General features: G+C 71.3%; 12 protein-coding genes. All 12 read left to right on the forward strand.

Annotated features, from left to right (window positions below; translation table 11 throughout):
* The first annotated feature begins 1 nt into the window (after position 1).
* Positions 2 to 2,875 (forward strand): polymorphic toxin type 5 domain-containing protein, encoded by a 2,874-nt coding sequence (locus tag HPY32_RS33040; RefSeq protein ID WP_156674540.1) that lies wholly within the window; start codon positions 2 to 4, stop codon positions 2,873 to 2,875.
* Positions 2,872 to 3,372 carry a hypothetical protein gene (locus HPY32_RS33045; protein WP_067590183.1) on the forward strand — a complete coding sequence of 167 codons (501 nt, stop codon included), beginning with the start codon at positions 2,872 to 2,874 and terminating at the stop codon, positions 3,370 to 3,372. The genes HPY32_RS33040 and HPY32_RS33045 overlap by 4 nt, the downstream gene beginning before the upstream one ends.
* 8 nt (positions 3,373 to 3,380) lie before the next feature.
* On the forward strand, positions 3,381 to 3,752 hold the full coding sequence (locus HPY32_RS33050) for a hypothetical protein (protein WP_156674539.1): 372 nt from the start codon (positions 3,381 to 3,383) through the stop codon (positions 3,750 to 3,752).
* Positions 3,740 to 5,401, forward strand: coding sequence for a hypothetical protein (locus HPY32_RS33055; RefSeq protein ID WP_067590176.1), 1,662 nt, complete (start codon positions 3,740 to 3,742; stop codon positions 5,399 to 5,401). Before HPY32_RS33050 ends, HPY32_RS33055 begins: the two co-directional genes overlap by 13 nt.
* Positions 5,401 to 5,739, forward strand: a complete 339-nt coding sequence (locus HPY32_RS33060) for a hypothetical protein (RefSeq protein WP_067590173.1) — start codon at positions 5,401 to 5,403, stop codon at positions 5,737 to 5,739. Before HPY32_RS33055 ends, HPY32_RS33060 begins: the two co-directional genes overlap by 1 nt.
* A 14-nt stretch (positions 5,740 to 5,753) precedes the next feature.
* Positions 5,754 to 6,152, forward strand: a complete 399-nt coding sequence (locus tag HPY32_RS33065; RefSeq protein WP_067590169.1) for a hypothetical protein — start codon at positions 5,754 to 5,756, stop codon at positions 6,150 to 6,152.
* A complete protein-coding gene (locus tag HPY32_RS33070) occupies positions 6,149 to 7,459 on the forward strand; it encodes a baseplate J/gp47 family protein (RefSeq protein WP_067590166.1) in 1,311 nt (436 codons plus the stop codon). The genes HPY32_RS33065 and HPY32_RS33070 overlap by 4 nt, the downstream gene beginning before the upstream one ends.
* Positions 7,456 to 10,500 (forward strand): LamG-like jellyroll fold domain-containing protein, encoded by a 3,045-nt coding sequence (locus tag HPY32_RS33075; RefSeq protein WP_067590163.1) that lies wholly within the window; start codon positions 7,456 to 7,458, stop codon positions 10,498 to 10,500. Before HPY32_RS33070 ends, HPY32_RS33075 begins: the two co-directional genes overlap by 4 nt.
* 2 nt (positions 10,501 to 10,502) lie before the next feature.
* Complete coding sequence (locus HPY32_RS33080; protein WP_067590160.1) at positions 10,503 to 11,114, forward strand: hypothetical protein; 612 nt, start codon at positions 10,503 to 10,505, stop codon at positions 11,112 to 11,114.
* Positions 11,115 to 11,143: 29 nt separating this feature from the next.
* The gene (locus HPY32_RS33085; protein WP_067590157.1) at positions 11,144 to 12,247 is read left to right on the forward strand and encodes a hypothetical protein; all 1,104 of its coding nucleotides are present in this window, start codon (positions 11,144 to 11,146) and stop codon (positions 12,245 to 12,247) included.
* A 31-nt stretch (positions 12,248 to 12,278) separates the two neighbouring features.
* A complete protein-coding gene (locus tag HPY32_RS33090) occupies positions 12,279 to 13,226 on the forward strand; it encodes a winged helix-turn-helix transcriptional regulator (RefSeq protein WP_067590154.1) in 948 nt (315 codons plus the stop codon).
* An 84-nt stretch (positions 13,227 to 13,310) separates the two neighbouring features.
* On the forward strand, positions 13,311 to 14,771 hold the full coding sequence (locus HPY32_RS33095; protein WP_156674538.1) for a carotenoid oxygenase family protein: 1,461 nt from the start codon (positions 13,311 to 13,313) through the stop codon (positions 14,769 to 14,771).
* The last annotated feature ends 9 nt before the right edge of the window (positions 14,772 to 14,780 follow it).

The following is a 14,780-nucleotide window of genomic DNA, read 5'->3' on the forward strand; positions in this document are numbered from 1 at the left end:
CATGGCACCGGAAATCCGCCCGCGCCACCGCCTCCCGACCTCCGGGCAGGCGGCCGTGATCCCGATCAAGGTGCGAATCCTCGGCACGCCCTCCGCCGCGGACCTGGCGCGGCTGACCGACTCGACGGCCCGCGCGGTGGGGCGGCAACTGCGCGGTCCGATGAACGCCGAAGACGCACTGCCGCAGCCGATCTCGATGACCTTCACCGGCCCGCTGACGCTGGAGAATCCGCGCGGCGTCGAAGCGGCGGTGCGCGCGGGAATCGACCGCGCGCTGCGCGAGCAGCGGCGGTCCGTACCCTCGGCGCCGCGAAAGACGCTGTGGCAGCGGGAGATCGTGGAGCAGGGCGATATCCTGCGCTTCGGCCCGGTCCCGGTCGTCCCCGTGCTCTCCCTGAGCCGAGACTTCCCGGTGTGGGTCAAGGCGGGCGGATACCTCGAGGTCGAGACCACGAGCCCGGTGCGCGCGGTGCAGTGGGGCCGGTACCTGTTCGGTGCACGGGGTTACGCGGTGCTCGGCAAGCCGGACGACCCGAACCGGCTGGTGGTCCGCGCGCTCACAAACCCCTTGCATACCACCGACTTCGGCGGCTTCGTCCCGGCGATCAGCCACGAGCCGGGCCGCTACGGCACCCCCGCCACGACAACCGCGAGCGGCGCGACCTTCGTCACCGATGCCGAGACCCGGCCGCTGCTCGTCTCCACCGCCGAGGGGCTGCGCCTGTATCGCGTCGGCGCCGCGGCGTCGCCGACCGCCTGGGCGGGCGAGAATATCGAACGCTGGCTCGCCGCACCGGATTCCACCGTCGCGCTCGACGAAGAAGGGGCGAGCGCGGCGGTGGGACGCCTCACCGGGGGCCAGGCCGACGACCTCGAGCTCGCGCATCTCGTTCTCGCCCTGGATCGTTCGCTGTTTCACACCTTCGGCCTGGCGGATCGCCGCCGCTATCTGCTCGCCCTGATGCGGGTCGCCGAACGCGCGTTCGGCGGGGTGGACCGCGACGAACTCGACTCCGCGATCGTCGCCTTGGTGGCGTCGTGCACGGGCACGTCCGAGCTGGACGCGCTGCTCGCGCCGCTGGCCGCCGACGGCACCCTGATCCGGCTGTTCGCGCAATTCGACAAGCCGACCTTCCGCCTGCTCGTCGCGGTCGGCTCGCTGGTGACTCCGGCGCCGCCGACTCCGCGCGAGCTGCTGGATCTGGTGGTCTATCAGCTGGAGCATCCGCTCGCGGCGCTGGATATCGTGGAATTCCTCGGCACCGTCTACGACTGGCTGCGCGGCACCGTCAGCGGCCTGGGCGACCTGCCGCTGCTGCCCTTCGAACTCGGTTCGGGTGTCACGAAACTCGTGGATCTGTACCGGCTGCTGGCCCGCGCCACCGGCGTCGCGCCGCTGCCGATTCCCGGGCTGCCGCCCATTGCGATCGACCCCGACCCCGAAGCGCAGGCACAGGTGCACGCGCTGCTGTCGGCCGCGAGCAGTGCCGGGCGCACGGCCCTGCTCGGGCTGCGGCATCTGGAAGGGCTCCCCGGCATGGCCGCCGGATCGGTCGCGGGCGAACTCGTGAACCGCCTGCGGCTGGTGGCGGTGCTCGAGATCCTCGCGGCCTTCGTCACCGGCCTGCCGGAGGCGCGGCTCGCCGAAACCGTTGCCGCACAGGCCCGTCTGCTGGAGGCCCTGGCCGGTGCGGCCGACCTGGCCGACGCGGGCGCGGCGAGCCGCCTGCTGTCGCTGCTGCCGCGCTCCTACACCGAGGACATCGCCCTGCTGCTGCGGCGGGCGCCGAGCCGGTCGACGCGGCTCGCGCGTTTCGTCGCCGGTAGCCCCGAGGCGCGGGCGGCGGGCGACCGGCTGACCGGGGCCCTGCGCATCGCCCGCGTGGTGGAGCGGAAGTGCGGAGCCGCAACGGAATTGGCCGAGGATGTGGTCGACGGAACCCACCGGCTGCTCGACCTGGTGTCCGGCACACCGGGCTGGTCCGCGGACGCGGTCCACACCCTGCTGACCGGCATCCCCGACACCGCCCTGCCCGATCTGCTGCGGATCGCCGCTCGGCTGACCCCGCAGCATCTCATCGATCTCGGCCCGGCGGCGTTCGCCCGGGCCGCGCGGGCACCGGGCGCGCTGGCCTTCGTCTACGACGCGGGCGGCGGCACCTTCTCCTCGACCGTCCGCGTCTTCGGCACCAATCCGGCCCGCTACGAACATTTCCTGCGCCGCGTCGCCGAGGCACGCGCGACCCTCGGGCCCGAACGGTATTACGAGCTGCTGGAGCGCCTGGATGCCGGTGACATCACCGGTTTCGACGACGCCGACTGGCTGTCGCGGGCCGCCGAGCAGGCCGAGAAGTCCGTGCGTACCTCCACGCCGCGGCCCGTCGTCCCGGCGGCCGACCTGGGCCCGCTCGGCACCATCGGCTCCACCCAGGTCTTCCGCGCCGCCGTGGAACGCGTGCTGCGCGCCGACCCCGGGCATCCGCTGCGATTCCTGTTGGACGAGAGCGGAAGCCTGCGGACCATCGAGGGCGGGGCCGCCGACTGGCTCGAACATCCCGAAGCCACCGAGATGGGCCACATGACCAGCGACAAGGCCGGTGGCACCCATTTGGCGCTGATGTCGAAGAACCAGAACCGGTTGATATCGCGCACCGTCGAGGCCCCGCACGTCGGCGGCTACATCAGCACCGACACGGTGCTCGAAATCGGCGGCATCCCCGTCGATCCGGATACCGCCGTCGAATGGGTGTCCGCGGGCTGGCTCGACCCGCGCGATCTCGCCGCCGCCCGCCGCGTCCGATTCCCCACGCCCCCGGCGGAATTGATCGTGTCGCCCACCGACCTTCCCCCCGTCCCGAAGGAGCCGTATCGATGACAGCGCAACCGGTACTGATCGGCCCGGTGCCCCTGCTGTATGTGCAGAACATCGTGATGACCGAGGGCTACCAGATCCAGCGCATCGCCGACAGCCCGTTCTCGCAGGCCATCGCGCCGACCCGGCAGGGCATCGCGATCGAGGCCGTGCTGCTGGGCCCGGATCGGCTGCTGCTGAAGAAGGAACTGGAGGCGCTGGCGCTGACCTCGCGGCTGCTGGTGGCCGCCACCGCGCCGGCGCTGGCGGTCACCGGCATCCCGGTGGTGTGCGGGCTGACCATCAGCCTGGACATGCAGATCACCGATCTGCGGTTCACCCAGAGCGCGCAGAAGCGGGACGCGATCGACGTCTCGATCACCCTCGAGCACGTCCCCCGCAGCACCCTGTCCGCGCTGCTGGGCGAGCTCGGCGACCTGGCGCTGGCCGCGGGCACCGCGCTGGCGGGCGGCCCCGCCGTCCCCTCCGGGGTGCCGTCCGTCCCGTCGATCCCGTTGTGAGGCAACCGATGACATCTGTGTACCTGCGCATCCCGATCGACGCCGACCAGGGCTTCCCGCAGGCCGTGCGGATCGCCCTGGGGCAGCGCATCTACGTGCTGACGTTCTCCGTGACCGTGACCGACGAGACGCTGCTGGCGCGCGACGAGCCCCTGACACTGCCGCGGCCCGGCGCGTACCTCGTCCTGGATGTCTCCGCCGAGCACGCGAACGGCACTCGAAACCTGTTCCACCGCAAGCTGGTTCCGCCGCTCGAGTACGGCGCGCACGAACTGGGCCTGGTATTCACCGAACTCGCGGTGCATCCGCGAAACCTGAACGGGGCCGGTGCGTTCGGCTCGGTCGTGACGGGAGGGGTGCGCACCCGATGGGCTTCGTGATCCGCTACCGCCTGGCCTTCCACACCGGCGCGCCCGCCGCGCCGCTGCTGCGGGTGTCCAACGACGCGCTGGCCGGTGATCTGCTGCTCGACGCCGCGGTGACCACGCAGGCCGTCCTCGGCCCGCACGCCACCACCTTCGATATCACGCTGTGGGATCTGCCCGCCGACGATGCCCGCGGGCTCGCCGAGGCGTGCCGCTCCCGGGCCGGGACGGACACCCCGCTGCTGGTCGATATCGAGCTCGGCTATTTCGATCGGCCCGCGCCCGGCGGCTCGCCGGTGCTGCGCGGCGCGGTCACCGAGGTCCGCGCCGAGGTGGCCGCCGACGGCAGTCTCCTTACCCGCGTCAAGGGAGCGGAATTCGCGGGCTATCAGCTACTGCGGCAACGGTTTTCCTACCACAAGCCGGGGCGGACCGAGGTCGGCGAGATCTGCGCCGCCGTGCAGGCCGCGACCACCGTCCCGGTCCTGCACGACGGCGTGACCGGGACCGACACCGACCTCACCCTCGCCGACACCACCGCGCTGAACACGCTGGGGCTGCTGGCCGCCCGCACGGGCGCACCGCTGGCCGTGCGCGCCGGGAAGGCGGTGCTCGGCACCGTATCCGACCCGCTGCCGCCGGTCCGTTTCGATCCCGCGATCAATGTGGTGAGCAAGAAGCGCTGGGACAGCGGCGCTCCCGATCTGCAAGCCGCGCCCGGCGCCACCACCCGCTACGAGCTGACCGTGCTCGGCGATCCGGCGCTGCAGATCGGCGCGCCGGTCGTGCTCGACGGCGACACCGGCCGCGATCTGCGCCTCGAGACGGTGCGGCACCTGTTCAGCCTGCGCGCCGGATACACCTGCGAGGTCGCGCTGCTCGACGCCGCCGCCGCGAAACGCCCGGACGCGGTGCAGGGCCCGCAGGCCGTGGTCGACGGTTTGCAGGCGCTGACCCGCGGCGTCCTCACCGACCACCCGGCCGTCGACATCGGCGACATCGCCGCCTACGCCGAATCCGGCGACGGCGAGACCGGCGGCCACCGGGCCACCCTGAACTACGGCCGCCCGCAGCCGCCCGCCTCCGCCGCCGACGACGGCACCGACGACGGACTGCAACTGCACGACCGCCCGATCGCCTCCGTGTTCGCCTGGGACCGAACGGGTTTGATGGTTCCGGTCTACCCCGGCATGCGCGCGGTGCTGCTGCACGACAGCGGCGAGGTCGACAATGCGATCGCGGCGGGCTTCGTGTGGTCGCGGCACGCCGGGCACCGCCCGCCGCGCAACGAACCGGGCGACTACTGGCTGTGCCTGCCGACCGAGGTATCCGACGGCAGGCCGTCCGGCAAGGGCGTCAACGATCTCACCGACGCCGCCGGGTACCGCGTCGTGCAGGCCGCCGGGCTCGACATCCACCTCGGCGCGCAACTGCTGCCCGAGGTCGGCGAGCGGCCCACGCCGCCGAGCGCCGCGGCGCTGACCATCCGGCACGGTGCGGGCACCACCATCACCGTCGCGGACGACGGCGCGGTCCGGATCACCACCGACGGTAAGGATCTCGAATTCGGCAACGGCTCGGCCTCGATCGCGATCCGCGGCGGCGAGATCACGCTGACCGCCACGACCATCAAGCTCGCGGCGTCCGCGGTGGAGGTGGGCTGATGGCGAAGGTTCTGGTCGCGAGCGCGCGACTGAGCTGCGGCCCGGTCCCGCCGCACGGGCCGATCACCGTCACCGCCACCGCCGCCCTGACCGTCGACGGCAATCCGGTGCTGGTGGTGGCGGATTTCGCGCGGGCGGTGCTGGCGTGCGCCGTCGGGCCGCCCTCGAAACCGTGCACGAAGCTGCTGCCGTTCACCGCCGGGGTGTCGACCGTGCTGACGGTCGGCGGGCAGCCCGTGGTGCTGGCCTCGGCCGTGGCGCAGACCGACGCCACCGCGGCCAACGGCGGCGCCTTCACCGTCCTGGCCCCGGGCCAGACCATTCTCGACTCGAAATAAGGAGGGAGCCCACGATGACCACGACCGCGAGCAACGGCACCGGGATTCGGCTCGACAGCGGCGATCTCGTGTGGGAGCGCGGCGATCTCGCGTCAGCCTCCGGGCTGCCCAATCTGGCGCAGGCGCTGCGGCTGCTGGTGCTGACCCCGCTCGGCAGCGACCGCTACGACACCCGCTACGGCCTGGACTACCGCTCGGTGTTCACCACCGCAGCCAGCGCCCAGCAGACGCAGGATCTGGTGCGGCTCACCATCGTTCGCACCCTCGGCGGCGACGCCCGGGTGCGCGACATCCGCGACGTCCGGGTGAGCGCCCGCGATCCGTACCGCAGGCAGTGGACCGTCGACGTCTCGATCATCACCGCCACCGGCGACGCCGCGGTGCTGACCACCACGATAGGAGCCCGGCCATGACCGAATTCGGCGTGACCAAGGACGGTTTCGTGCTGAAGGGGTTCGCCGAGATCCTGGCGTCGGCCCAGCAGCGGGCCCGCGACGCCTTCGGCCCCGACATCGACCTGAGCCCCACCAGCGTGCTGGCGAAGCTGTTGCAGATCAGCGCCGACGAGGATGCGATGCTGTGGCAGCGGCTGGAGGACGTCTACTACAGCCGGTTCGCCTCCACCGCCGACGGCGACGACCTCGACCTGCTCGGCGAGGACATCGGCCTGCCGCGCAATCTGCTGTTCGCACAGGGCATTGCCCAGCTCACCCTCACCGGCGGCCAGCCGGGCCGGAGCTACCTGCTCCCGGAAGGCACAGTGCTGCTGGACAAGTCGCAGCCGCCCAACGCCTTCTTCCTCACCGCGCCGGTGACCCTCACCGCGCAGGCGCCGACCGCGACGGTGCTCGCCCGCGCCTTCGTGGCCGGACCGCAGGGGAATATCGTTGCGCAGCAACTGGGTCGGGTGGACCCGGACTATCTGCTGAATCAGCTGCACTTCCCGAACACCGTGCAGGTGACCGCGGCCAACCCGGGCATGTTCACCGGCGGCGACGCCTACGAGGACGACACCTCCTACCGCGCACGACAACTCGGTTTCCCGCGCGATATGTGGACGCTGCAGAGCGTGCGGGCGGCGGTGCTCGAGGTGCGCGGGGTGGTCGATGTCCTGCTCGCCGACGCGCTCGGCGGCCCGGACGTCACCAAGAGCATCTTCGCGCAGTTCGACTTCGGCGACCGAACCTTCAGCGGGCTACGGAAATTCGGCGAACCCTACTTCTTCGACGTCGTGGTCGCGCACGAATTCGCCCGGCCCTGGCGCACGACCGGCCCGGTCACCGGGATCTTCGAACAGGTCGCCGCGGCGGTGGACCGGGTGCGACCGGTCGGCATCTACCCGAATATCGTCGAGGCCGACCACATCGAGATCGGTGTGCGCGCAACGGTTGTCATCGAACGAGGCCAGGACCCCACCTCGCTGCGCGCCGCGCTGCTGGACCGGCTGTCGCAGAGCCTGGGCACGCTGCGCCTCGGCAACGACGTGCTGTTCTCCCAGGTGCTGTGCGCGCTGGTGGAGGTGCCCGGTGTCGTGGACGTGCAGGGCCTGCGGCTGCGCCGGTTCCCGCCGCTGCTGGGCCGGATCACCTTCGGGCCGGAGCTGTTCGGGGCCGAGCCGATCGAGGCCGGATTCGGCGAGAACCTCACGCTGGCCGCCACCGAGATCGCGCAGTTCCGGCAGGACAGCGGCCTGATCGACCTGTGGGTGGTGGCCCGATGACCGCGCCCTACCCGGCCGCCGTCGACCGCATGGCGGGCAACCTCACCGTCCCGTTCGCCGCGGGAGCGGACCGGCTTCCGCTGCGATACCGGGGCGAGCCGTCCGCGCACACGGCGTTCGCCGACTACGACTTCGCCGAGCACCTGGCACGATTCGGCACCGACCCGCGCCCGCGCTATATCCTCACCGTGCTCGAGGACATCCCCGGCGACACCGCCGTGACCGTCGGCTACCGCACGCCGCAATCGGACACGGCCACCGTGACATTCACCGTTCCCGGCGGCACGATCGCCGGGACCTCGCTGATGGTTCCGCTCGGCGCGGACGCGGCGAAGGCGGTGCTGAAAACCGTTGCCGTGCAGGGGCCGAAGGGGCAGCAGCCGCCCGTCGCCGCGGGCTCGTTCGGCTTCACGGCGCTGCTCGGCGATCTGGCCGCCCTGCTGTGGGTGCTCGGCGGCGACCGCGATCTGCTCGCGGACCACTACGGGCGGGTGCGCGCACAGCACACCGTCGAGCGGGCCACCGGCCTGTCGCTCGATCTCCTCGGCTCCGACCTCAGCATTCCCCGATTCCCGCCGCTGCCTTACGGTTTCGCGGCGGACACGATCGCGCTGTATCACTGCGAGGACACCTCCGACACGGTCACCGTCGCCGACGCCATGACCCTTTACACCGGCGCGGGACACCCCGGCACCCGGCTGCCCACCACCGTGACCGGCGCCGACGGGCGGTTCGGGTCGGGCCTGGGCTTCGTCTACGGCCAGTCCGAGGTCACCGTCCCCGATCACGCCGACTTCGCGCTGCCCGCGACGGCGAGCCTCACCGCGGAATGCTTCGTGCGGCCCGCTCCGGGCGGCTGGCGCGGGGCGGTCCTGTCCAAGCACACCGACATGCTCGACCCGGCCAAGCCCGGCTGGGGCCTGCACCTGGGCAACTTCCGCGGCCTGGATCGCGATGTGCGGCTACTGGTCTCGGACGGGACCACCCGGGTGGAGCTGTTCGCGGACCTGTCGCTGGACACCGACCGGTTCCACCACGTCGCGGCGGTGCTCGACCGCGTCCGCGGCGTGACCCGGCTGTACGTGAACGGTGAACTGCGCGCGAGCGATTCGACCGCGCTCGGCGCCCTCACCAATGCCGCGCCGCTGCGCATCGGGTTCGACGACACCACCGGCGGCGGCTTCAGCGGCAGCTTCTTCGGCACGCTGGACGAGATCCGGATCTCGCGCGCCGCGCTCACCTCCTTCGGCCCGGTGCTGGGTGAGGACGACGAGAGCTACCGCTCCCGGCTCATGCTGTTCCGGCGCTGGAACCTGCCCACGCCCACCGAGATCGCCGACGCGCTCAACGGGATCGTCGGATTGATCGACGGCGTCGTCGATCCGATCACCGTCTCCGACGCCTACGAGAAGTCGCCGGTCGGCTCGCACACCCTCACCGTCCGGCCGACCACACTGCTGCCGGGCGAGTCGATCGATGCGCTCGGCCGCCGCGGCATCGACGAGGCCGAGGTCTGCGGCACCCTCGCCGACGACCCGTTCGACCCGCGCTGGCTGACCTACTACAGCGGCCCGGCCGCGAACTTCCCCGTCGGCGATCCGCGCATGCGGCAGCCGCTGACCCGCGCCCTGGACGCGCTGCACGCCGTCCTGGTGGAACTGGAAGGCCACAGCGAACCCGTCTGGGTCAGTGGGGGATACGACCCGAAGGCCCCGGATCTGCGGGCGGTCGGCCGCGCCCTGATCGTGTGGCATCCGTTCGTGCCCGCCGCGCGGCTGGCCGCGCTCGCGCATCGCGCGGGGTTCTCCTGGGTGCGGCACCGGGCCGCCACCGACGACGTGTACCTGTCGATCGCCGACACCTCGGTCGTCGAGATCACCGGCGGCACCGGCTGGTTCGGCACCGACCTCGGCGCGGGCAACCCGACGACCCCGCTCGGCATCCAGCCGCTGCCGCCGCACGAGGCGCAGCAGCGGTGGTCGCTGCTGCAGGCCGGGCCCGGACGGGCGGAACTGCTCGGCACCGTCGTCGCCAACGTGACCAATATTCATCCCCTGGCGCCCGGCGAGGTGACCGTGGCGCTGGAGATCCGGCTCGGCGGCCGAACCTATTCGGCCACACGACGATTCACCATCGGCCCGCAGACCCTCCCGGCCAGCCACACGATCGGCGCGGACGGCACCCAGGGCGTCGACGAATCGATCGCGGGCAGCCCGGCCGACGGCGCGTACGCGGCCGACTACCTGGTCACCGTCACCGACCCGCTGCTGAATGTCGCTGTGCCCGGGTCGAATCGGATGCAGGCGAATGTCGCCGACCGCCTCGGGCGGCTGCTCGCCATCGCCGGGAAACCGATCACCCTGGCGTCGGGCTGGACCCCCACCGGCAGCGGGCTCGATGCCGTCGGCCGGGCGCTCACGCTCATGCCCGGCGACGCGTCGATCACGCTGGCGACGCTGGGTGTCATGGCGCACGGGGCCGGATTCGACTACGTGGAGAACACCGGCAGCGTGATCCGGGTGGCGCAGCGCGCGGGCGAGCACCTGGAAATCCTCGGCCCGCGCGATGTCGAGGAGGGCAGCGCGACCGCATTCTCGTTGTCGCCGCAGGCGAGTCCGGCGGGCGGACGGCGCGTGGAGTGGTCGGTCGCGACCGCCGACGACGCGGCCGCCCGCCTCGACGGATCCACGGGGGAGCGCACCACCCTGCTCGCCGACCACGCGGGCGCGATCCAGGTGCGCGCCCGCGCCCCGATCACCGACGGCGGCAACCCGCCCTACACCGTCCGGGTGGGGCTGGCGCAGCAGCTTCTCGACCGGGAGAAGGCGGGCACGAAGGTGGTGATCCGCCGCGACCAATACGAGCGAATCATGAACGTGCTCAACGAACTCCACCCGATCGGCGTGGAATTCGACACCACGGTCATCCGCGCGCACGTGCTGGAACTGGCCGTCGGGCAACTGGATTCGTTCCCCGCCTACACCTACCCCACCTACCGCCTGCGGGGGCAGCACCGCACGCGGCCCGACAGATTGGACTGACCATGGCCTTCGACATCGAATTCACCCGCACCTTCAAGCATCTGCCCTGGACCGACAATGTGGACCGGGTCACCGCCGGTGGCGACAACGGCTTCAACGTCCGATTCCAGGCGCTGGAGGCCGATCTGGACACCCTGCACGACCGGTTCCTGAAGGTCACCGCGGCCCTGAACTCGCTCGCCTCCGGCGCGGGCAGCGACCGGGTGATCACCGTGTCGCCGCTGTTCGTCTCGACCGCCGGGAATCCGTGGGACCTCAGCACCGTCGGCATCGCCCGCAAGCTCGCCGCCTCCTCGGACGCGATCGGCGCGGTGCAGGTGGCGCTGCCCGCCGCCGGTGTCGTCTCGTCGCTGACCGTCAGCGGCACCAATGTCGGGACCGGTCAGCTGACCGTGCAGCTGGTCGCCCGCGACACCCACGGCACCGCGAAAACCATTGCGGAGGTGGACATCACGGGCACCGCGTCCACCGCGCCGTTCACGGTCACCCAGCCCGCCAACCCCAACTCCATCGACCCGGCGTCGTCGTATTTCCTCGTCGCCGAGGGCGCGAGCCGGACCACCACCGACAGCATCACCATCACCGGCCTGCAGATCGCCTGCAAGGCCGCGTGATTCGACATTTCGAGAGAAACGAGGAAATCATGGACTGCGCGGCAACCAGCGGCACCACCAAGGGACTGATCGTCGGCCTGGCCCCGGCGGCCACCGACACCGGCGATCGCCCGATTCCCAAGGACGCCCAGGGCAATTACACCTTCGCCTTCTGGGTGAGCCCGAATATCCGTCTCGTGCCGGTCGGCGAGGTGACCGCCTGGCAGGACCCGGCGCACTGGGACGGCAAGGACCTCACCGTCGAACAGGTCGGCACCGACACCGAGTACAAACTCGTTGCACGGCTGCGCAATTCGGGCACGGTGACGTTGAAGCGGCTGACCATGCAGGGCTGGGTGTCGAGCCTGAACGCGGCCGGACCCGGGCCCGATTTCGCCATCCTGGCGGACCCCGATCAGCCGTTCGATCCGCAGCGGAATCCACAGATCTCGTTCAAGACCGACTTCAGCATGAGCGCGTCCGAGGTGAAGCCCCAGGACCCGGCCAACCCCGACAACCCGGCGAATATGGCCGTGCTGGTGTCGAAGGAGACCTGGCAGCCCAATGCGAAACAGCTCGCGCGCAACGGCGGTCACGTCTGCCTGATCCTCAATGTGTACGCCCAGGCGACCCCCGGCGAGGAGGGCAGCGGCACCCCGGGTGACGGCGACGCGTTCCTCGGCACCTACATCCAGCCCTACTGCGATCGCCGCCAGGGACAGCGCAACCTCAACATCATTGCGCGCCCGGCCGGGACCACGGCCACCCGCGCCGTCATGGTCGGGGTGCCGCGCACCGATCGCTGCCCGCTGGAGGCGGAGGTGGCGCTGAAACAGCTCGTGTTGCAGCAGGGCGCCGCGAATCTGGTCACGCTGGCGGCGAAAGCCGGTCTGCCCGACCATCATTGCCCGCCCGAGGACACCCCCTTCGACGCCGTCACCATCGACGACAACGGCGACCCCGGCCACGAACTCGGCGTTGTCCTGCGGCCCGGGCAGCAGCGCGATGTCGTGGTCACCGTGGCGCCCTACGACAACGAGAAGCCCGGCGACGTCTACGCGTTCGATCTCATCACCACCAGCGAATCCGACCACAGCGTCTACGGCGCGGCGCGGTTCTACGTGCTGGTGACGGCCCCGAGCGAGGGCCGCTGAGTTAATACAGTTGATGTAGTAGTGTGTTCCCGTGCCGCCGGTCGACGATGACGCACGCGCCGCGCTCAACCCGGTCGCGGCGACGTTCGACCTGCTCGGCGACCGGCTCACGCTGACCATCCTGCGGCACGCCTTCGCCGATCACGCCCGGCGCTTCGGCCAGTGGAGCGCGCACACCGGTGCGCCCCCGGCGGTGCTCAGTGCCCGGCTGACCGCCCTCGTCGACGCCGGAGTGCTCACGCGCACACCGCAATCCGGCACGGGCGAGCGGTTCGAGTACCGGCTGACCGAGCTCGGCCTGGCCACCTGGGAGATCCTGGTCTGCGTGTGGGCATGGCAGCGCGAGTGGACCACCGAGGGCGCGCTGCTGCCCGAACTCGTACACCCGGGCTGCGGCCACCGCGGTCCGCCGACGCTCGGGTGCCGGGGCTGCGGGCGCACCGTGACCACCCGCGACACCGCGGTGGAACTCGCGCCGGATACGCTGTGGCGCTTGACCTCCGGGCGGCGGCGCTCGCCCACCCCGGCGCGCAGCGGCGGCGGCTTCGGCGAGATCATGGAGGCGATCGGCGACCGCTGGAGCGCCGTGGTCACCGGGCTCGCCCTCGCGGGCGTCCGGCGCTTCGGCGAATTCCGTGCGGCACTGCATATTTCGCCGACCACGCTGACCGAGCGACTGTCCCGGCTGTGCGCCGCCGGAATTCTGTACCGCGCGGATGGGCCGGGCCGCGAGTACCGGCTCACCCCGCGCGGGCGAGCGTTGTTCGGCGTCTTCGCTTTTCTGCTCGCGTGGGCGGAGCGCGCCCACCCCGACGGGCCCGAATCGGGCCTGCGCATCCGGCACCGCGACTGCGGGGCGGCGCTCACTCCGGCCCTGCGCTGCCGGGGGTGCGATACCACCCTCGAGCGCACAGCCGTTCGCTTCGAAGCGATTTCGCGGCTACCGACCGCCGAGCCGGGGCGGCGGCCGAGCGCTTGACACGCCACCGTGCGGCGCGTATCACTTCACTAAGTGTAGTTCCGCCCGCGGGCCGGTGCCCGCACACTCTCGGGGAGGCGCATCGTGACACTGAGGGAAGAACTCGTCGCCCCGGCGGCCGAGGCGCTCACCAACCCGTACCTGGAGGGCCCGTACGCGCCGTGCGCCGACGAGGTCACCGCCACCGACCTCCCCGTGCTGTCCGGGGAACTCCCGGCCGACCTCGACGGCGTCTACGTGCGCAACGGTCCCAACCCGCAGTTCGCCCCGCTGGGTCGCTACCACTGGTTCGACGGCGACGGCATGCTGCACGCGGTCCACTTCGACGGCGGCCGCGCCACCTATCGCAATCGGTACGTGCGCACAACGGAATTCGAGGCCGAGCGGGCGGCGGGCACGGCGCTGTGGCGCGGGGTGATCGAACCCTGGGACGCCAACCCGCCCGGCGACCGCCGCGAACGCAACTCCGCCAACACCGATGTGGTGTTCCACCACGGCAACCTGCTGGCCCTGTGGTACCGCGCCGGGAAACCCTATGCGCTGGACCCGATCTCGCTGGAAACACGGGGGGCCGACTCCTTCGGCGGCACCCTGCCGGGCGAGGTGTCCGCGCACGCGAAGGTGGACGAGCACACCGAGGAACTGATCTTCTTCGACTACGGCATCCACACCCCCTACCTGCGCTACGGCGTGGCCGACCCTTCCGGCGCGGTCACCCACTACACCGGTCTCGACCTGCCGGGCCCGCGGCTGCCGCACGACATGGCGATCACCGAGAACTACTCCATCCTCATGGATCTGCCGCTGTACAACGATCCGCGCGCCGCGGCGGCCGGGCGGTTCAAGCTGTTCTTCGATCGCGAATTGCCCAGCCGCTTCGCGATTCTCCCGCGCTACGGCCGCGGCGGCGAGGCGCGCTGGTTCGAGGCGCGGCCGGGCTACATCTACCACACGGTCAACGCCTGGGAGGAGGGCGACGAGATCGTCCTGGTGGCCTGCCGGGTCGCCCGCCCGAGCCCGGCCTCCGACCGCACCCACCCCCTGGCGCAACTGCTGGCCTACCTGCGTCCGGAGGCAACGCTGTACCGGTACCGCTTCGACCTGCGCACCGGTGCCACCAGGGAAGAACCCCTCGACGACGTCAACACCGAATTCCCGGCCATCGACCAGCGCGGCACCGGCCGCCGCGGCCGCTGGTCCTATCACATGCGGTTATCCGTAGACCGCACAATGCTTTTCGACGCCATCGTCAAATACGACATCCGCACCGGCGCGAAACAGACCCGCCCCTTCGGCGACGGCCTCTTCGGCAGCGAACTCGCCGTGGTCCCACGCCCGAACGCCACCGCCGACGACGACGCCTGGCTGACCATGTTCGCCCACAACAGCCACACCGGCCTCGCCGAACTCTGGATCTACAACGCCGCCGACCTGACCCCGGGCCCGATCTGCCGCCTCGGCATCCCCGCCCGAGTCCCCCTGGGCTTCCACGCCACCTGGATCAGCGGCAACCGCATGCGCGCGGCCGCACGGCCGACCGAGTGAGCCTGCCCG

Source organism: Nocardia terpenica (assembly GCF_013186535.1).
GTDB classification, from domain to species: domain Bacteria; phylum Actinomycetota; class Actinomycetes; order Mycobacteriales; family Mycobacteriaceae; genus Nocardia; species Nocardia terpenica.